Here is a 20349-nt window from a genome sequence, read left to right on the forward strand (position 1 = left end):
GGTGCTTTAGTTAAGTTAAAAAACCCAAAAAGGCTATTAAACCTCCCAGTCTCAACCCGAAATGGTGTTGTTTACCCAACGCTAATGGAACGTTGGTTTGGTGATAAAGGTGGGTTCTTTCTTTGGCATGCGCTGCGCTCTGATTTTACACATAAGTTTAAACAAATGCCAAGGCCTTTATTTCTCTATAATGCAGGCATGAGTGGTAATAGATTAAGATTGTTACTTTCTGAAGAAGCGGATGATTAATTTCTTTATTTTTATATAAATAATTGTTAGTTTCGTGGCCAATCGTATATCTCGAAATGAATACCATGACCCAAACAAATAAACAAATAAACAAATAAACAAATATAACTGATAGTAACGAGTATAATATTTTATTTGTTAGTGTCGCTGTTACGGTTTCACTGAAAATAAAAAACATTGAAAAGGCAATAGCGATCAAAGTAGTTTGTATGTTAGTTTCTACACTGATCTTTATATTACCGTACAGTGGAGTGTTTTTTTGTTTTTTTAATTTTATCTTTTCTTTTTTATTTATCATGCCACATCCTGTTTTTATAAAACGCCGAGATTTATTATCCAGGCGTTATTTTTCAAGTCAAGTCAGTTCGATTTTTTTCAATTATACACCATCATCTGAATGATTTTACAGGGTTTTTCTTTTCTTCTTTATCAAATGCATCGGTAATTAAGCCTGATGCGTCATCTTATTCCCTTATGTATATTTAACTTAAGGATTAAGCCATTTTTTCAGATTAACGCAATAGAAATATGCGGTAATTAATTCCCCTGTTTTTACCTGAATTTGAGTTGTTTATCCAACACCAATGTAGCATTAGTTTGGTGATAAAGGCGGGTTCTTTCTTTGATATACATTACATTCTGATTTCACATTTAAATTCAAGCAAATGTCTAAACCTGTTTTTTTATATCAATCCGGCATGAGCACATATAAATTAAAACTAATTATACCTGAATTACTTGATGATTAGTCCAGATGCTTTCTTTTCAGAATGCGAAAGTAAGACACTGATAATTTTATGCATAAAAAAATGCTGCCAAACAAATGTGCAGACATGAATAAATAAACCATAAATGAAACTGATAGTGATATGATCACATCAATAAAAAAAGGATCTGGGCTTGTTATTTTAAACAGCAATACCATGAAAAACATAACCACACTCGCGTGTATGGTTGATAACACGCTTGATTTTATACTGACGAAATATATATGACCCCTGGCTCTCTTTAATCTTTTTTTATCTTTTTTACTGATCATACTGCATGACTTCACAGGGCGTTTCTTTTCTGATTGGCATTTCATCTGATGTCTTTATGTATATTTAACTTAAGGAGCGGGCCATTTTTTCAGAGCAAAGCCCGGCCTTGGTGCCGGGCTTTGTTGTCAACTCAGTAATTCCGGTATAAATCCTTATACAAATGCCCTTCAAAGCGAACCAGCGGCACACGGCGGCTGCGCTGCTGGGCAGGCGGGACGGCATAAGCGGAAATAAACTGCACGAACGCAATACGCTGTCCGCTGGCGGTGGTGAGGAAGCCGGCCAGATTATAGACGCCCTGCAATGAACCGGTTTTGGCGGAGAGTTTGCCGTTAACGCCGGCTTCTGTCAGGCCGCCGCGGTATTGCAGTGTGCCGTCATAGCCGGAGAGCGGCAGCATTTTGATAAACTGCAGCTGATCATCATGTTTGGCAATAAACTGCAGCACTTCCATCATGGTCGCCGGGGTGATCAGGTTGTGACGGGATAATCCGGAGCCATCCACCATCACGGTATTGCCCATATCAATGCCGGCTTTTTCTTTCAGTACCTGACGGACGGCCTGCTGACCGGAACGCCAGGTGCCCGGCACGCCGTAATAGCTGCGGCCGATGGTGCGGAAAACTTCATCGGCAATCATATTGTCGGATTTTTTCAGCATTTTGGTCAGCAGGGCATGCAGCGGGGCGGATTGGGTCTGTATCAGTACGGTGCCCGGCTGTTCCGGGTGCGTCTGACGGCGGACGTTGCCGCTCAGGGTGATCCCGGCGTGGATCAGTTCATTTTTGACAATTGCCCCGGCGTAACTTGCGCCGTTCTGCACACCGAATGCCAGCGGCAGCGGTTCACTGCGCTGATTCATACAGCCGGTGATGGTATAGCGGTTCAGTTCACCCGGCACCACATCCAGCTCACAGAAACGGCCTTCGGCAGAGCCGCGCTCCAGGGTTTTGACTTCACTGAACATCGTGACCGGGTAATAATCCGCCGTGCGGATATACGCGGTATCACCGGGTTTATCACCGGGGTGCAGTGTTACTGAAAAGCAGTTGCGGTCGATGATCGCGGCACCCGGCGGGGCGCTGAAGCACTGGGTTAAATCATTCCATACCCAGCCCGGTGCTTTGTCATGACTGGCAAAGGCAGAGATATCGATCACCAGGTCACCGTCAATGGCCTGTACCCCGGCTTTGTGCAGTTCATTGACCATATTGCGGATCTGCTGACGGGTAAGGGTCGGATCACCGGTAAAACGGGTGATTAAATCCCCTTTCAGGGTAGTGCCCTCAACATGCCCTTTGGTTTCCAGACTGGTGGTAAAGCGGAAATCCGGCCCCAGCTGCAACAATGCGGCAAGCGCCGTCACCACTTTCTGGGTACTGGCGGGCAGTGCCATCTGCTGCCCCTGATATTCCACGATTGGCTGAGAATCACCCACCCTTTGTGCAATCATTGCCAGGTTTGTACCGGCAGGCAGATATTGGGTATATTGTTCGACCGGGGTGGCTGCCGCACCGGCGGCCAGTAATACTGACAATCCCATTGCATACGTGAGCCGGGTAAAAACATTCATTGAGCGACCTATCCATCACAATACGGGGTGAGAGCCCGTTATACTAAAGCCACGGACCGGTAAAAGTAAACGATGACCCGCATTGCGCTCCGGGATAGAATACCGGAACAGGATTTCAGTTCAGCCCGCGCGGACAACGTGTCAACCGCGCTGACAGCATCCGCAGTGCGATGGCCGTATCAGCGCAGATTTACATGGTTTTACTTAATAGTAGTGTGCCACATAAGGTGCATAAGGTACTGTTATCGTTTAATCAGGATGATATGACTATTACTTAGGAATGATTCAGAGGTAGAGAATGAAACAAATCCCTATGACGGTACGCGGCGCAGACCAACTGCGTGAAGAATTAGAATTTCTCAAAAATGAGCGCCGTCCGAAAATTATCGCTGATATCGCGGAAGCCCGCGAGCACGGCGATCTGAAAGAAAACGCAGAATATCATGCAGCCCGTGAGCAGCAGGGCTTCTGTGAAGGCCGTATTCAGGAGATCGAAGCCAAGCTCTCCAATGCGCAGGTGATTGATGTCACCAAAATGACTAACAATGGCCGGATTATTTTCGGTGCGACGGTGACCGTTTTTAACGTCGCAACGGATGAAGAGCAGACATACCGCATCGTGGGTGATGATGAAGCTGATATCAAATCAAACCTGCTGTCAGTGAACTCCCCGATTGCCCGCGGCCTTATCGGCAAAGAGGTGGATGATGTCGTTGTTATCCAGACGCCGGGCGGTGAAGTGGAGTATGAAGTGATCAATGTGGAATACCTGTAAGCAGTGCCGTAAAAAAACAGCACAATACGGATATTTCATCAGAAAAATGCAGTGAAAGGTGTTTTTACTGAACTTTACATTCGGGCGGCTGAGCGCTGAGGCGGCCCGGATATGAAGAAAATCTGAAAGGAATGCCACCGGCCGGACGATATCGTCAGAAATCATCTGCCGGTGGCATTTTTTTATAAATATGCAATTATCATTTAGGTAAAATGATCTTCCGGGCTTCCGACGGACGGTAGAGCACCAGAATTTTACCGATAATCTGCACATTGTAAGCACCGGTTTCACGCACAATCGCATCAGCGATCAAGGTTTTCATTTCACGGTCTTCGCCCGCGATTTTAACTTTGATAAGCTCATGATGTGTAAGAGCGACTTCCGTTTCTGCGAGTACGCCTTCAGTCAGCCCGTTGTTGCCAATCATGACAACCGGGTTCAGATGATGAGCGAGCGCTTTCAGGTGCTGGACTTGTTTTTTAGTGAGGTTCATCGTTTTTTTTGCTTAATAACTATTGAAAACGGTGTATTCTACCGCCATATCATGCTTATCACCATCATTAGGTGAGGAGTACTGTCTGCGGTAACGGGACTTTTGTCCGGTTATGCGAAAAAACTGAGTCAGAAATAACAGGTTAGTCGGAAAACACAATGGCCAATAAAAAACGTTCAGCAAGCTCCGGGCGCTGGTTACAGGAACATTTTAGTGATAAATATGTTCAGATGGCGCAAAAAAAGGGGCTTCGCTCTCGTGCCTGGTTTAAGCTCGAAGAAATTCAGCAGGGCGATAATATTTTCAGACCGGGTATGACTATTGTGGATCTGGGTGCCGCACCCGGCGGCTGGTCACAATATGCTGTTAATCACATCGGTCAGTCCGGGCGTGTTATCGCCTGTGACCTGTTACCGATGGATCCCATCGTCGGCGTGGATTTCCTTCAGGGCGATTTCCGTGACGAAAACGTGCTCAATGCTCTGCTGGGGCGCGTGGGGGATAAAAAAGTCCAGGTTGTTATGTCAGACATGGCACCAAATATGAGCGGAACACCGGCTGTTGATATTCCGCGCGCGATGTATCTGGTTGAGCTGGCACTTGATATGTGCCGTTCTGTTCTGGCACCGGGGGGCAGTTTTATTGTTAAAGTCTTTCAGGGAGATGGCTTTGACGAGTACCTCCGGGAGGTTCGCTCCCTGTTCACGAAAGTGAAAATCCGTAAACCCGATGCTTCGCGGGCCCGATCGCGTGAAGTATACATTGTAGCGACAGGGTGGAAAGTGTAGTACCCTGTGCGTTATTTGTTAACACAGATGTAATAAGAGGTTAATCCCTTGAGTGACATGGCGAAAAACCTAATTCTCTGGCTGGTCATCGCAGTAGTGCTGATGTCGTTGTTCCAGAGTTTTGGCCCAGGCGATTCAAACAGTCGTAAGGTGGACTACTCTACCTTCATCACTGAGTTAGCACAGGATCAGGTGCGCGAAGTCCGTATTTCCAATCGTGATCTTAACGTCAGTAAAAAAGACGGCTCCAAATACACGACGTACCTGCCGATGCAGGACAATCAGCTGCTTAACACCATGCTGAACAAAAACGTCACTGTGGTCGGTGAACCACCGGAAGAGCCGGGTATCCTGACAACCATTTTCATTTCCTGGTTCCCGATGCTGCTGTTAGTCGGCGTCTGGATCTTCTTTATGCGCCAGATGCAGGGCGGCGGCGGTAAAGGTGCGATGTCCTTCGGTAAAAGTAAGGCTCGCATGCTGACCGAAGATCAGATCAAAACCACCTTTGCGGATGTGGCCGGTTGTGATGAGGCCAAAGAAGAAGTCGGCGAGCTGGTGGAGTATCTGCGTGAGCCGAGCCGCTTCCAGAAACTCGGCGGTAAAATTCCGAAAGGTATTCTGATGGTGGGGCCGCCGGGTACCGGTAAAACGTTACTGGCAAAAGCCATTGCCGGTGAGGCGAAAGTCCCGTTCTTCACCATTTCCGGTTCTGACTTCGTCGAAATGTTCGTGGGTGTGGGTGCGTCCCGTGTCCGTGATATGTTCGAACAGGCGAAGAAAGCAGCACCATGTATCATCTTTATCGATGAAATCGACGCCGTCGGCCGTCAGCGTGGTGCGGGTCTGGGCGGTGGTCACGATGAACGTGAGCAGACACTGAACCAGATGCTGGTTGAGATGGATGGTTTCGAAGGTAACGAAGGTATTATCGTTATCGCGGCAACCAACCGTCCGGATGTGCTTGACCCTGCGTTACTGCGTCCGGGCCGTTTCGACCGTCAGGTCGTGGTCGGTCTGCCGGATGTACGCGGTCGTGAGCAAATCCTGAAAGTACACATGCGCCGTGTGCCGTTATCGCCTGACGTTGAACCGTCTGTGCTGGCACGTGGTACACCGGGTTTCTCCGGTGCGGATCTCGCTAACCTGGTGAACGAAGCTGCGCTGTTTGCGGCACGCGGTAATAAACGTGTTGTGACCATGGTCGAGTTCGAAAAAGCAAAAGATAAAATCATGATGGGTGCGGAACGCCGCTCTATGGTGATGACAGAAGAGCAGAAAGCCTCGACTGCCTACCATGAAGCCGGTCACGCTATCATTGGTCGTCTGGTACCGGAGCATGACCCGGTTCATAAAGTGACCATTATTCCGCGCGGGCGTGCGCTGGGTGTGACCTTCTTCTTACCTGAAGGGGATCAGATCAGTGCCAGCCGTCAGAAACTTGAAAGTCAGATTTCCACCCTGTACGGCGGTCGTCTGGCGGAAGAGATTATCTACGGGCCGGAAAATGTGTCCACAGGCGCATCCAACGACATCAAAGTGGCAACGAACATTGCCCGTAACATGGTGACACAGTGGGGCTTCTCCGAAAAACTGGGGCCATTGCTGTATGCGGATGAAGACGGTGAAGTATTCTTAGGCCGTTCTGTGTCAAAAGCACAGCACATGTCTGATGAAACTGCCCGGACTATCGATGAGGAAATCCGCGGGATTATTGAGCGTAACTACAAACGTGCGCGTCAGATCCTGATGGATAACCTGGATATCCTGCACACCATGAAAGATGCATTAATGAAATATGAAACTATTGATGCACCACAGATTGATGATCTGATGAACCGTGTGCCGGTCCGTGAACCAGCGGGCTGGGAAGGTGATAAGCCGAAAGCGGATACCCGTCCGCCGGAAAGCAGTAACCAGGTTCCGGTTCAGGAAGCACCTGAATCATCAGATGACAACAATGCTGCGCCGTCTGAAGACGACAACAAGCAGTCATAATTCATCATTCAGTTGTATGAAGCAGTAATGTGAAAAACCCGGCGGAAAATCTGCCGGGTTTTTTTATATCTTTATCCCGCCGGAGTCAGGCATTACAATCACCTCACGATTGAAATAATAAACAGTAAGAAGGCCGGATTATGAAACTTACCGCACGCGGTCAGACACTTTCACTGGCAACGCCGCAGGTGATGGGGATCCTCAATGTGACCCCGGATTCATTCTCAGACGGCGGTACACACAACACTCCCGGCAAAGCACTGGAACATGCCCGGAAAATGATTGCGGAAGGCGCGACGATCATTGATATCGGCGGTGAATCCACCCGTCCCGGTGCGGCGGAAGTCAGTCCGGAGCAGGAAGCGGAGCGGGTTATCCCGGTTGTGGCAGCAATTGCCCGTGAGTCAGATGTCTGGATTTCAGTGGATACCTCAAAAGCGCTGGTGATCCGCGAAGCCGCAAATGCAGGGGCTCATATTCTCAATGATATCCGCTCATTCAGTGAGCCGGGAGCCTTACAGGCGGCGGCACAGAGCGGTCTGCCGGTTTGTGTGATGCATATGCAGGGAGAACCGCGTACCATGCAGCAGGCACCGCACTATCAGAATGTGGTGCGCGAGGTGTATACGTATCTTGAAGCACAGGTCGCGCGTTGTGTGGCGGCCGGCATTGAAAAAAATCACATAATTCTCGATCCGGGCTTCGGTTTCGGGAAAACACTGGCGCATAATTATCAGTTATTGGATAAATTAGACCTGTTTCATCACCTGGGGTTACCGGTTCTCGCCGGCATGTCACGAAAATCTATGATTGGTCAGCTGATGGATATTCCCCCGGATGAACGGGTTGCCGGCAGCGTGGCCTGTGCGGTGATTGCCGCGATGAAAGGTGCGCAGATTATCCGTGTCCATGATGTGAAAGAAACTGTCCAGGCCATGAAAGTGGTGGAAGCAACCCGTTTAGCGAAGGAAACAAACGACAATGAGTGATCGCAAATACTTTGGTACTGATGGCATCCGCGGAAAAGTGGGTGACAGCCCGATTACCCCTGATTTTGTGCTCAAACTGGGCTGGGCGGCCGGGAAAGTGCTGGCACGTCACGGCTCACGTAAAATTATTATCGGCAAAGACACCCGTATTTCCGGCTATATGCTGGAATCCGCCCTGGAAGCCGGGCTTGCCGCCGCCGGGTTATCCGCCTCATTTACCGGCCCGATGCCGACACCGGCGGTCGCGTATCTGACGCGGACTTTCCGTGCCGAGGCCGGTATTGTTATCTCCGCCTCTCATAACCCGTATTATGACAACGGCATCAAATTCTTTTCCATTGACGGCACCAAGCTGCCTGATCACGTGGAAGAAGCGATTGAAGCCGAAATGGAAAAACCACTGACCTGTGTGGAATCCGCCGAACTGGGGCGTGCAAACCGTATTGTGGATGCCGCCGGTCGTTACATTGAATTCTGTAAAGGGACATTCCCGAACGAGCAGAGCCTGAACGGGCTGAAAATGGTGATCGACTGCGCACACGGTGCAACCTATCACATTGCACCGAACGTCCTGAGTGAACTGGGCGCGGAAGTCATTGCAATCGGCTGTGATCCGAACGGTATCAACATTAACGAAAAATGTGGTGCAACGGATGTCCGTCAGTTACAGGAACGTGTTCTCGCTGAAGGCGCACACGTCGGTCTGGCGTTTGACGGTGACGGTGACCGCCTGATCATGGTGGATCACCTGGGTGAGAAAGTGGACGGCGATCAGATCCTGTTTATCATTGCCCGGGAAGCACTGCGTCAGGGACAACTGCGCGGTGGTGCTGTCGGTACACTGATGAGTAACATGGGACTGGAACTGGCACTGAAACAGCTGGGTATTCCGTTTGAGCGCGCAAAAGTTGGCGACCGTTACGTGCTCGAAAAACTCCAGGAAAAAGGCTGGCGTCTGGGCGCGGAAAACTCCGGTCATATCATCCTGCTGGACAAAACCACCACCGGTGACGGTATTGTGGCCGGTCTTCAGGTATTGAGTGCCATGGTACGCAACAACATGAGTCTGCACGACCTGTGCAGCGGTATGAAACTGCTGCCGCAGGTACTGGTGAACGTCCGTTTTGCCGGTCAGCATGACCCGCTGGCAAGTGAGGAAGTCACCCGTGTGGCGCAGGAAGTGGAAAAAGAGCTGAACGGCAAAGGCCGTGTGCTGCTGCGTAAATCCGGTACTGAACCGCTGATCCGTGTGATGGTGGAAGGGGAAGATGAAGCGCAGGTCACTGCAATGGCAAACCGCATTGCAGACGCGGTGAAATGCGTATAATTATTTATGATGTGAATGGCAGAGCCGGAAAAAATTATTGCGGTTTTTCCCCGGCTCTGTCAGAATCCGCCCCTTATTGTTGTTTTTTTCCGCAACCGATGCGCCTGGCTTAAAATAGACTTGCGTGTCCGCGTTTGTTTGGTTAGTATTCTGACCCGCTCAGCAAGGTAATTTATTTTACCGGTGAGTGTGCAGATTGATACCGAATCAGTCGGTATACCGTACGAGGAATAGGTACACGTTTATGTATACAGCTCTCTTAGTCGTTTTCTTACTTGTTGCGATCGCCTTAGTCGGCATGATCTTAATGCAGCAGGGGAAAGGTGCGGACATGGGTGCTTCGTTCGGTGCAGGCGCGTCTGCAACACTGTTTGGTTCTTCGGGTTCAGGTAACTTCATGACCCGTACCACAGGCATTTTAGCAACACTGTTTTTTGTACTGAGTTTAATTCTGGGCAACATGACCAGCAATAAAACCGGTACAGGCAGCAAGTTTGATAATCTCGCTCAGCCGGTGCAGACAGAACAGAAAACAGATGTTCCCGCAGCACCAGCAGCTCCTAACAGCGATATTCCGCGCTGATTGTTGCAAGTCTGAAGTAGAAAGTTTTAAACGGGATTGATACACACCATCAGTCAGTCCCGTAAAAAAGAGCAGTTCAGTGCCGAGGTGGTGAAATTGGTATACACGCTACCTTGAGGTGGTAGTGCCTACAAAACGGGCGTACGGGTTCAAGTCCCGTCCTCGGCACCATTTAGTTTCACACTTGCGTTTTGCAGGTGATCAGCGTAGAATTTTTCACGTTTCGAACGCGGGATGGAGCAGCATGGTAGCTCGTCGGGCTCATAACCCGAAGGTCGTCGGTTCAAATCCGGCTCCCGCAACCACTTCTTTATAACAAATCGTTTTTTCCAATGTTGATTGTATCAACAACTCTTACGTTATCCCTGATTTGGAAAAAAGATTAAGAAGTGTGATGTACACAGGGTCCAGTTGCATAAAGCCCCGAAATTTCGGGGTTTTTTGTTATCAGTCAACAGAGATACTGGGCGTTATGCCCTTTTTTTATGTCCCGGGGGTGGTCTTGTCCACATTAGAGCAGAAATTAACAGAGATGGTCACTGCACCTGTCGAAGCACTCGGTTTTGAGCTTGTCGGCGTGGAGTTTATCCGCGGCCGCGTGTCAACACTGCGTATTTTTATTGATAGTGAAGAGGGTATCACTGTTGATGATTGCGCGGACGTGAGCCACCAGGTCAGTGCCGTTCTTGATGTTGAAGATCCTATTACAACCGTTTATAACCTTGAGGTTTCGTCTCCGGGTATGGAGCGTCCGTTATTTACGGCAGAACATTATCAGCGGTTTACCGGTGAGGAAGTCTCACTGACTTTACGAATTGCAATGCAGAACCGTCGCAGATGGCAGGGTATTATCAAAGCCGTTGACGGTGAAATGATCACGGTTACAGTGGATGGCAAAGACGAAGTGTTCGCACTTGGCAACATCCAGAAAGCTAACCTGGTACCCCACTTTTAATATAAAGTTCAAAAGAGGCAACTAGGATGAATAAAGAAATTCTGGCTGTTGTTGAGGCAGTTTCTAACGAAAAATCGCTTCCTCGTGAGAAAATTTTTGAGGCACTTGAAACTGCGCTGGCAACCGCCACCAAGAAAAAATACGAACAGGAAATTGATGTTCGTGTTGAAATTGATCGTAAATCCGGTGATTTTGATACCTTCCGCCGCTGGATGGTGGTAGAAGAAGTCACTCAGCCGACCCGTGAAATCACACTGGAAGCGGCTGATTATGAAACGCCGGGCATTCAGTTAGGTGAATATATCGAAGATCAGATTGAATCTGTCACCTTCGACCGTATCACCACTCAGACCGCAAAACAGGTTATCGTACAGAAAGTACGCGAAGCCGAACGTGCGATGGTGGTTGATCAGTTCCGCGAGCAGCAGGGCGAAATCATCACCGGTGTGGTGAAAAAAGTGAACCGCGAAAACATTACCCTCGATCTGGGGAATAATGCGGAAGCGGTCATTATGCGCGAAGATATGCTGCCGCGTGAGAACTTCCGTCCGGGTGACCGTATCCGCGGAGTTCTGTATGATGTTCGTCCGGAAGCCCGTGGTGCACAATTATTTGTGACCCGCTCCCGTCCGGAAATGCTGGTCGAATTATTTAAAATCGAAGTGCCGGAAATCGGCGAAGAGATTATTGAAATTAAAGCGGCTGCCCGTGATCCCGGTTCCCGTGCGAAAATCGCGGTGAAAACCAATGACAAACGCATCGACCCTGTCGGGGCATGTGTGGGAATGCGCGGCGCCCGCGTTCAGGCCGTTTCCGGTGAGCTGGGCGGCGAGCGGATTGATATCGTGTTGTGGGATGACAACCCGGCGCAATTCGTGATTAATGCAATGGCTCCGGCAGATGTTGCATCCATTGTTGTCGATGAAGACAAATGCACAATGGACGTTGCTGTTGAAAGCAGCAACCTTGCACAGGCCATTGGCCGTAACGGCCAGAATGTGCGTCTCGCTGCACAACTGCTGAAAAAACATCGTGGTGATGACAAATGGGAACTGAACGTCATGACTGCGGAGGAACTTAACGCGAAACACCAGGCGGAAGCACACGCTTCCATTGAAACTTTTGTTAAGCATCTCGACATCGATGAAGATTTCGCAACTTTATTAGTGGAAGAAGGTTTCTCCACACTGGAAGAACTGGCGTATGTGCCGGTCAGCGAACTTCTGGAAATCGACGGCCTCGAAGAGGAAACCGTTGAAGTTCTGCGCGAACGTGCAAAAGCCGCTTTAACAACGCTCGAACTGGCACAGAAAGAGAGCCAGTCAGGTACCACACCGGCGGATGATTTGTTAAACCTTGAAGGCATGGACCGCACACTGGCATTCACCCTGGCTTCCCGTGGTATTTGTACCCTTGAAGATCTCGCAGAGCAGGGTATCGATGACCTCACAGATATCGAAGGTCTGAATGATGAGAAAGCAGGTGAACTCATTATGGCAGCGCGTAATATCTGTTGGTTTGGCGACGATGCATCTTAATTTGTAGCGGGAAGGAGCAGCATGACAGAATCGGTAAAATCACTGGCAGACGAAATTCAGACTTCCGTAGAGCGCCTGGTACAGCAGTTTGCTGATGCCGGCATCAAAAAAACGGCGTCTGATAACGTTTCCCAGCAAGAGAAAGAGGCCCTGCTGGCCCATCTGAACCGCGAACAGGGCGGGGCAAGTCAGCCGGGTAAATTAACACTTCAGCGCAAAACTCGCAGTACGCTGAGTGTTCCGGTAACCGGTGGCAAGAGCAAATCGGTTAATATTGAAGTCCGCAAAAAACGCACATATGTAAACCGCGATGCCGCTGAACAGGCAAAAGCCGCGGAAGAGCAGGCACAGCGTGAAGCGGAAGAGCAGGCAAGACGCGAAGCTGAAGAGCAGGCCCGTCGTGAAGCCGAAGAAAAGGCCAAACAAGAGGCGCAAGCCAAACGTGAGGCTGAAGAAAAGGCAAAACGCGAAGCGGCAGCAGCGAAAGTAACTGAACAAGCGGCAGAACCGGCTAAGCGTGAAGCAGCGGAAAAGAATAACGTGAAAGAAAATAAAGCGAAATCAGCCCCGGCGGATAGCCGGGAAAACAGCGAAAAAGTGCGCCGCGAAGCCGAAGCCGCTGAAATCAAACGCAAAGCTGAAGAAGAACAGCAGCGCAAACTTGAAGCTGAAGTAAAACGTGCCGCGGAAGAAGCGCGCCGTCTGGCCGAAGAAAACGGCGAGAAATGGTCTGCTCCTGTCAGCGAAGAAACAGAAAGCGCGGACTATCACACCACCACCTCTGCTCACGCCCGTGAAGCGGAAGATGAAAGTGATGCGAAAGTTGAAGGCGATAACCGCGGCCGCAGCCGCGGCGCGAAAAACGTCCGCCAGAAGAAAAACAACCGTCACTCTGAGAAAGCCGATCGTGAAGAAGCCCGTGCGCAACTGCCGCGCGGTAAGAAACAGCGTAAAGGCAGCTCACTGCAGCAGAGCTTTAACAAGCCGGTTGCAGCGGTTACCCGTGATGTGGTTATCGGTGAAACTATCACTGTTGGTGAATTAGCCAACAAGATGGCGGTGAAAGGTTCTCAGGTTATTAAAACCATGATGAAGATGGGCGCGATGGCGACTATCAATCAGGTGATTGACCAGGAAACCGCACAGCTGGTTGCCGAGGAAATGGGTCACAAAGTTATCCTGCGCCGTGAGAACGAGCTGGAAGAAGCGATCCTGAACGACCGTGACATGGGTGAAGCACAGGCTGAACCACGTGCGCCGGTTGTGACCATCATGGGTCACGTTGACCACGGTAAAACCTCATTACTGGACTATATCCGTTCCACCAAAGTCGCCTCCGGCGAAGCGGGCGGGATTACCCAGCACATCGGTGCTTACCATGTGACCACCGATAAAGGCGCTATCACGTTCCTGGATACTCCGGGACACGCCGCGTTTACCTCCATGCGTGCCCGTGGTGCGCAGGCAACGGATATCGTTGTTCTGGTTGTTGCAGCGGACGATGGCGTGATGCCGCAGACTATCGAAGCTATCCAGCATGCGAAAGCAGCGGGTGTGCCGGTTGTGGTTGCGGTGAACAAAATTGATAAACCGGAAGCCGATCCGGATCGCGTCCGTAACGAACTGTCTCAGTACGGCATCCTCTCTGAAGAGTGGGGCGGCGAGACTCAGTTCATCAGCGTTTCCGCGAAGAAAGGTATCGGTATCGACGATCTGCTTGACGCTATCCTGCTGCAGGCTGAAGTTCTCGAACTGAAAGCAGTGCGTGCCGGTATGGCGAGCGGTGTGGTTATCGAATCTTACCTCGATAAAGGCCGTGGTCCGGTCGCGACTATCCTGGTACAGAGCGGTACACTGAACAAAGGCGATATCGTCCTGTGCGGCTTTGAATACGGCCGTATCCGTGCGATGCGTAACGAACTGGGTCAGGATGTCACCGAAGCGGGTCCGTCCATTCCGGTGGAAATCCTGGGTCTGTCCAATGTGCCGTCTGCCGGTGATGAAGCGACCGTTGTCCGTGATGAGAAGAAAGCCCGTGAAGTGGCACTCTATCGTCAGGGTAAATTCCGTGATGTGAAACTGGCACGTCAGCAGAAAGCCAAACTGGAAAACATGTTTGCTAACATGGAAAGCGGTAAGGTTTCTGAACTGAATATCGTTCTGAAGACCGATGTGCAGGGTACCTGTGAAGCTATCACCGATTCACTGATGAAACTGTCGACTGATGAAGTCAAAGTGAAAATCATCGGTTCCGGTGTGGGTGGTATCACTGAAACTGACGCCACGCTGGCTGCGGCATCCAACGCGATTATCCTCGGCTTTAACGTCCGTGCGGATGCATCAGCACGCCGCCTGATTGAAAGCGAAAGCGTTGACCTGCGTTACTATTCCGTAATCTACAGCCTGATTGATGAAATCAAACAGGCAATGAGCGGGATGCTGGCGCCGGAATTCAAACAGGAAATCATGGGTCTGGCAGAAGTCCGTGATGTGTTCCGTTCACCGAAATTCGGTGCCATCGCCGGTTGTATGGTGACGGAAGGAACGATCAAACGTAACAACCCTATCCGCGTTCTGCGTGACAACGTGGTTATCTATGAAGGTGAGCTGGAATCTCTGCGCCGCTTCAAAGATGACGTTGCTGAAGTCCGTAACGGGATGGAATGTGGTATCGGTGTCAAGAACTACAATGATGTCCGCCCGGGCGACATGATTGAAGTCTTCCAGGTGATTGAAGTTCAACGTACTATCTGATCACCTGACGGTATGACATAACATGGTATAATTGGGGGGCTTATGGCCCCCCGAATTTTCAGGAGAGAAACTATGGCGAGAGAATTCAGCCGTACTCAGCGCGTTTCACAGGAAATTCAGAAAGAAATTGCGATTATCCTGCAGCGTGAAATTAAAGATCCCCGTGTGGGGATGGCAACGGTATCCGGCGTGGATTTATCCCGCGATATGGCCTATGCCACGGTATTTGTGACCTTTCTGAACTTTATGGATGAAGACCATAATTCAGAGCAGGTGAAAACAGGTATCAAAGTCTTAAATGATATTTCCGGCTACATTCGCTCCCTGCTGGGGAAAGAGATGCGCCTGCGCATTATTCCGGAACTTAAATTTGAATATGACAGCTCTCTGGTCGAAGGGATGCGTATGTCTAATCTGGTGTCTGATGTGATCAAACACGACCAGGATATGCGTAAATCTGCGGACGACAAAGAGGGTAACTGATGGCACGCCGTCGTCGTGGCCGTAATATCAACGGCATTGTCCTGCTGGATAAACCGCAGGACATTTCATCCAATGATGCATTGCAGAAGGTCCGCCGTCTGTTTAATGCCGCCAAGGCCGGTCACACCGGCGCGCTGGATCCGCTGGCAACCGGTATGCTGCCGGTCTGCCTCGGTGAAGCGACCAAATTTTCACAGTTTCTGCTGGATTCCGACAAACGTTACCGTGTGATTGCCCGCCTGGGGCAGCGTACGGACACTTCAGACTCGCAGGGTGAGGTGATCAGTGAGCGCCCGCTGACATTCACGGCGGAACAGCTTGCGGCTGCCCTGGAGTCATTCAGGGGCGATACCTTACAGGTGCCGTCCATGTATTCCGCGCTCAAACATCAGGGACGTCCGCTGTACGAGTATGCCCGCAAAGGCATCACCATAGAGCGGGAAGCCCGCCCGATCACAGTGTATGAACTGCTGTTTATCCGCCATGAAGGGGATGAACTGGAGCTGGAGATTCACTGTTCGAAAGGCACCTATATCCGCACTATCATTGATGATCTCGGTGAGAAACTCGGTTGCGGTGCTCACGTGACCATGCTGCGCCGGTTGCAGGTGGCCACGTATCCGGCAGAACGGATGGTGACACTGGAACAGCTTCAGGACATGCGCCGGGTGGCGGATGAATCAGAAACACCCCTTGAAACCGCTCTGGATCCGCTGCTGCTGCCGATGGATACCGCCGTGTCTCATTTCCCGCAGGTCAATCTGACGGATGTGACCGCCGGATATTTTAAGCTGGGACAGCCGGTACGGGCTTCACACGACCTGGCACCGGAGACATTAACCCGCGTAACGCAGGGTGATGATGCACAGTTTATCGGCCTTGCGGTGATCAGTGAGGACGGCCTGGTGGCACCGCGCCGCCTTGTCGTGGAATACGCGGAATAAGTGCCGCCATATCTTGCGTTCAGGGCGCGGGCGGCGTAGAATAACGCGGCAATTTCCCTGAGATGCTGAATTAGAGATCGGCACTCAATTTTATTAATCAAAGTATATTTGGAGTTCTATTATGTCTCTAAGCACTGAAGCGAAAGCGAAAATTGTCGCTGATTTCGGTCGTGGCGAAAACGACACCGGTTCAAGCGAAGTTCAGATCGCGCTGCTGACTGCACAGATCAATCACCTGCAAGGTCACTTTTCTGAGCATAAAAAAGATCACCACAGCCGTCGTGGTCTGCTGCGCATGGTAGCTCAGCGTCGTAAGCTCCTGAACTATCTGAAAGGCAAAGACTTAGCAAGCTACACCTCAATTCTTGAGCGTCTGGGCCTGCGTCGCTAATTCAGACAAGTTTCAGTGGAAAGGGGCCGACGGCCCCTTTTCTTCTGAATGCGGCACATTAAGCTGTTGCCGCAATAATAACGATTCTTCGGTACAGCTATTCGCGCGGCTAATGAGAGCACTTTCCGGCAACAGGAAAAGGTTGTCATTAGTCGCGAGGATGTATCTGAAGGAACCATTTCACTACTTACCCCTGCCGGGGTGAGAGACCCAGAAGGATATTATTTTGTTAAATCCGACAATCCGTAAATTCCAGTATGGTCAGCACACTGTCACTATTGAAACCGGCATGATGGCCCGTCAGGCGACAGCAGCTGTAATGGTTAACATGGACGACACTGCGGTATTCGTTACCGTTGTCGGCCAGAAAAAAATGAAACCGGGCCAGGACTTCTTCCCGCTGACCGTAAACTATCAGGAGCGTACCTACGCTGCCGGCCGTATTCCGGGGAGCTTCTTCCGCCGTGAAGGCCGTCCGGGCGAAGGTGAAACCCTGATTGCACGTCTGATTGACCGTCCGTTACGCCCGCTGTTCCCGGAAGGTTTCCTGAACGAAGTTCAGATCATCGCAACTGTGGTATCTGTGAACCCGCAGATTAACCCTGATATCGTGGCAATGATTGGTGCTTCAGCGGCACTGGCACTGTCCGGTATTCCGTTCAACGGCCCGATTGGTGCGGCACGTGTTGGTTTTATCAATGACCAGTATGTTCTGAACCCGACCACTGACGAATTAGCAGTAAGCAAACTGGATCTGGTTGTTGCCGGTACCAAAGGTGCAGTTCTGATGGTTGAATCAGAAGCACAGCTGCTGACTGAAGAACAAATGCTGGGTGCGGTCGTGTTCGGTCACGAGCAGCAGCAGATTGTTATCGAAAATATTAACGCACTGGCTGCTGAAGCCGGTAAACCGAAGTGGGACTGGCAGCCTGAGCCTGTTAATCAGACTCTGCATGACCGCGTTGCTGAGCTGTCTGAAAAAGCACTGGGTGATGCTTACCGTATCACTGAGAAACAGGATCGTTACGCACAGGTTGATATCATTAAAGATGCCACCATCAGTGCACTGGAAGCTGAATTTGCCGCACGCGGCGAAGAGCTGACCGGCGAACTGAAACATGAAATCAGCGACATCCTGGCAGCGGTTGAGAAATCTGTTGTCCGTACCCGTGTTCTGAACGGTGAGCCGCGTATCGACGGCCGTGAAAAAGACATGGTCCGCGCACTGGATGTCCGCACCGGTGTTCTGCCGCGTACTCACGGTTCTTCTCTGTTCACCCGTGGTGAAACTCAGGCGCTGGTAACCGCAACGCTGGGTACTGCCCGTGATGCACAGACGCTGGATCAGGTGATGGGTGAAATCACTGACACCTTCCTGTTCCATTACAACTTCCCTCCGTACTGCGTGGGTGAAACCGGTATGGTCGGTTCACCGAAACGTCGTGAAATCGGCCACGGCCGTCTGGCGAAACGTGGTGTGCTGGCAGTGATGCCGTCTCAGGAAGAATTCCCGTACACCGTGCGTGTGGTGTCAGAAATCACCGAATCCAACGGTTCTTCTTCTATGGCGTCAGTCTGTGGTGCATCTCTGGCACTGATGGATGCAGGTGTTCCTGTGAAATCAGCGGTTGCCGGTATCGCAATGGGTCTGGTGAAAGAAGGCGACAAGTACGTGGTTCTGTCTGATATCCTGGGTGATGAAGACCACCTCGGCGACATGGACTTTAAAGTGGCGGGCAGCCGTGACGGTATCAGCGCCCTGCAGATGGATATCAAAATCGAAGGTATCACCAGCGAAATCATGCAGGTGGCTCTGAATCAGGCCAAAGGTGCGCGTCTGCACATTCTGGGCGTGATGGAGCAGGCTATCAACTCACCACGTGCTGATATCTCTGAGTTTGCACCGCGTATTCACACCATCCGCATCAACCCGGACAAAATTAAAGACGTTATCGGTAAAGGCGGTTCTGTGATCCGTGCCCTGACCGAAGAAACCGGCACCACTATCGAAATCGAAGATGACGGTACCGTGAAGATTGCTGCAACTGATGGTGATAAAGCGAAGATGGCTATCCGCCGTATCGAAGAAATCACCGCAGAAGTGGAAGTCGGCCGTGTCTATAACGGTAAAGTTGTCCGTATTGTTGATTTCGGTGCTTTCGTGGCTATCGGTGGCGGTAAAGAAGGTCTGGTGCATATCTCTCAGATCGCTGACAAGCGCGTTGAAAAAGTATCAGATTATCTGGAAATGGGTCAGGAAGTACCGGTCAAGGTACTGGAAATCGACCGTCAGGGTCGTATCCGCCTGAGCATGAAAGAAGCAGTCAGTCAGGAGGCTGTACCGGCTTCGGATGCAACCCCTGATGCAAATAACGCTGAATAAAATTTGACGTAAGTCGTGGCGTCCTGTAAAAAGGGCGCCATTCGGCAAAAAAAGCAAAAATGCACTCGGTTATTGTCAGTCAGAGGATTATCCTTTTAGGGATCTGACTTCGGGAGTAGGAAATGAATTTTTTTCTGCGTTGGTGGAGCATTGCAGCTATAATTTTTATCGCAGGATGCAGCAGCGGTAAAAACTGGCACTCCGGGGATTTACTTGCAGTACCCCTGCAGCCATCATTACAGCAGGAAGTGATCCTCGCCCGAATGGAACAAATACTGGCAAGCCGGTCATTAACTGAGGACGAATACGCCCAGCTGCTTTATCAGCGTGGTGTGTTGTATGACAGCCTCGGATTGCGTGCATTGGCACGTAACGATTTTACCGTTGCGTTATCAATGCGTCCGGATATTCCGGAGATATTTAATTACCTGGGCATTTATTTTACGCAGGCAGGCAACTTTGATGCTGCCTATGAAGCGTATGATTCTGTATTAGAGCTTGATCCAACTTATAACTACGCGCGTATGAACCGCGGTATTGCCCTGTATTACGGGGGCCGGTATCCGGTGGCGCGGGATGATTTGCTGGCGTTTTATCAGGATGATCCAAACGATCCGTTCCGCTCGCTGTGGCTTTATCTCGTCGATAAAGAGATAGATCCGAAGAAGGCACTGACCGATTTACGTCAGCGCTATCAGCAGGCGAAAGGCGGACAATGGGGCTGGAATATTGCTGAATTCTATCTCGGCGACATCAGTGAAAAGACACTGCTTGATCGGCTGAAGGAATTCTCAACGGATAACACTTCGCTCGCTGAACATCTCAGTGAAACCTACTTCTATTTAGGTAAATACTACCTGAGTCTGGGGGATACGGACAGCGCTGAAACGCTGTTCAAGCTGACGGTTGCCAACAACGCACACAATTTCGTTGAGCACCGCTACGCATTGTTGGAATTAGCTCTGTTAGGTGATGAAGAACAGGACCTGACGGATTCAGATCCACAATAGCTGACGAACACACTTCAACCCGTTAATTTTTCACCATTGCGAAAGTGATGGGGGGATTTTTGTTCGTTTTATAATT

The 20349-nt window shown here is 50.3% G+C and carries 16 protein-coding genes, 2 tRNA genes and 1 pseudogene; 17 read left to right on the forward strand and 2 right to left on the reverse strand.

Translation table 11 applies throughout. The annotated features are described in order from the left end of the window. Positions 1-249, forward strand: a pseudogene (locus U868_RS25445) (DUF4225 domain-containing protein); the annotation flags it as partial. Positions 250-1419: 1170 nt separating this feature from the next. On the opposite strand, the gene dacB reads toward U868_RS25445, so the two are convergent. After that, the gene (dacB, locus tag U868_RS0105205; RefSeq protein ID WP_240182676.1) at positions 1420-2832 is read right to left on the reverse strand and encodes a serine-type D-Ala-D-Ala carboxypeptidase; all 1413 of its coding nucleotides are present in this window, start codon (positions 2830-2832) and stop codon (positions 1420-1422) included. A 328-nt stretch (positions 2833-3160) separates the two neighbouring features. On the opposite strand from dacB, the gene greA reads away from it, so the two are divergent. Next, positions 3161-3637, forward strand: coding sequence for a transcription elongation factor GreA (gene greA / locus U868_RS0105210; protein WP_015422313.1), 477 nt, complete (start codon positions 3161-3163; stop codon positions 3635-3637). A gap of 199 nt (positions 3638-3836) precedes the next feature. Here the strand turns inward: greA and yhbY are convergent, their stop codons facing one another. Next, positions 3837-4130 carry a ribosome assembly RNA-binding protein YhbY gene (yhbY, locus tag U868_RS0105215; protein WP_004234544.1) on the reverse strand — a complete coding sequence of 98 codons (294 nt, stop codon included), beginning with the start codon at positions 4128-4130 and terminating at the stop codon, positions 3837-3839. 158 nt (positions 4131-4288) lie between these two features. Between yhbY and rlmE the strand changes: the two genes are divergently transcribed. From rlmE to nlpI, 15 genes are all read left to right on the forward strand, one after another. Then, on the forward strand, positions 4289-4918 hold the full coding sequence (gene rlmE / locus U868_RS0105220; protein ID WP_025152370.1) for a 23S rRNA (uridine(2552)-2'-O)-methyltransferase RlmE: 630 nt from the start codon (positions 4289-4291) through the stop codon (positions 4916-4918). A 48-nt stretch (positions 4919-4966) separates the two neighbouring features. Beyond that, a complete protein-coding gene (ftsH, locus tag U868_RS0105225; RefSeq protein ID WP_025152371.1) occupies positions 4967-6916 on the forward strand; it encodes an ATP-dependent zinc metalloprotease FtsH in 1950 nt (649 codons plus the stop codon). Between the two features lie 140 nt (positions 6917-7056). Further along, the gene (folP, locus tag U868_RS0105230) at positions 7057-7905 is read left to right on the forward strand and encodes a dihydropteroate synthase (RefSeq protein WP_025152372.1); all 849 of its coding nucleotides are present in this window, start codon (positions 7057-7059) and stop codon (positions 7903-7905) included. Beyond that, positions 7898-9232: a phosphoglucosamine mutase gene (glmM, locus tag U868_RS0105235; protein ID WP_025152373.1), complete on the forward strand. Its 1335-nt coding sequence runs from the start codon at positions 7898-7900 to the stop codon at positions 9230-9232. Before folP ends, glmM begins: the two co-directional genes overlap by 8 nt. Before the next feature lie 244 nt (positions 9233-9476). Then, positions 9477-9815 carry a preprotein translocase subunit SecG gene (gene secG / locus U868_RS0105240; RefSeq protein WP_025152374.1) on the forward strand — a complete coding sequence of 113 codons (339 nt, stop codon included), beginning with the start codon at positions 9477-9479 and terminating at the stop codon, positions 9813-9815. Positions 9816-9896: 81 nt separating this feature from the next. Beyond that, positions 9897-9986, forward strand: a tRNA-Leu gene (locus U868_RS0105245). 57 nt (positions 9987-10043) lie between these two features. After that, positions 10044-10120, forward strand: a tRNA-Met gene (locus tag U868_RS0105250). Between the two features lie 197 nt (positions 10121-10317). Next, a complete protein-coding gene (gene rimP, locus U868_RS0105255; RefSeq protein ID WP_004241392.1) occupies positions 10318-10770 on the forward strand; it encodes a ribosome maturation factor RimP in 453 nt (150 codons plus the stop codon). Positions 10771-10796: 26 nt separating this feature from the next. After that, complete coding sequence (nusA, locus tag U868_RS0105260) at positions 10797-12308, forward strand: transcription termination factor NusA (protein ID WP_004234558.1); 1512 nt, start codon at positions 10797-10799, stop codon at positions 12306-12308. Positions 12309-12329: 21 nt separating this feature from the next. Beyond that, positions 12330-15062, forward strand: coding sequence for a translation initiation factor IF-2 (gene infB / locus U868_RS0105265; RefSeq protein WP_025152375.1), 2733 nt, complete (start codon positions 12330-12332; stop codon positions 15060-15062). Between the two features lie 72 nt (positions 15063-15134). Next, on the forward strand, positions 15135-15545 hold the full coding sequence (rbfA, locus tag U868_RS0105270; RefSeq protein WP_004234563.1) for a 30S ribosome-binding factor RbfA: 411 nt from the start codon (positions 15135-15137) through the stop codon (positions 15543-15545). Beyond that, a complete protein-coding gene (truB, locus tag U868_RS0105275) occupies positions 15545-16489 on the forward strand; it encodes a tRNA pseudouridine(55) synthase TruB (protein ID WP_025152376.1) in 945 nt (314 codons plus the stop codon). Before rbfA ends, truB begins: the two co-directional genes overlap by 1 nt. A 121-nt stretch (positions 16490-16610) precedes the next feature. Continuing rightward, complete coding sequence (rpsO, locus tag U868_RS0105280) at positions 16611-16880, forward strand: 30S ribosomal protein S15 (protein ID WP_025152377.1); 270 nt, start codon at positions 16611-16613, stop codon at positions 16878-16880. A 226-nt stretch (positions 16881-17106) separates the two neighbouring features. Beyond that, on the forward strand, positions 17107-19263 hold the full coding sequence (pnp, locus tag U868_RS0105285) for a polyribonucleotide nucleotidyltransferase (protein WP_025152378.1): 2157 nt from the start codon (positions 17107-17109) through the stop codon (positions 19261-19263). A gap of 122 nt (positions 19264-19385) precedes the next feature. After that, positions 19386-20273, forward strand: a complete 888-nt coding sequence (gene nlpI / locus U868_RS0105290; RefSeq protein WP_004234572.1) for a lipoprotein NlpI — start codon at positions 19386-19388, stop codon at positions 20271-20273. The last annotated feature ends 76 nt before the right edge of the window (positions 20274-20349 follow it).

The sequence above is a fragment of the Morganella morganii H1r genome, assembly GCF_000633515.1.
Lineage (GTDB): Bacteria > Pseudomonadota > Gammaproteobacteria > Enterobacterales > Enterobacteriaceae > Morganella > Morganella morganii_B.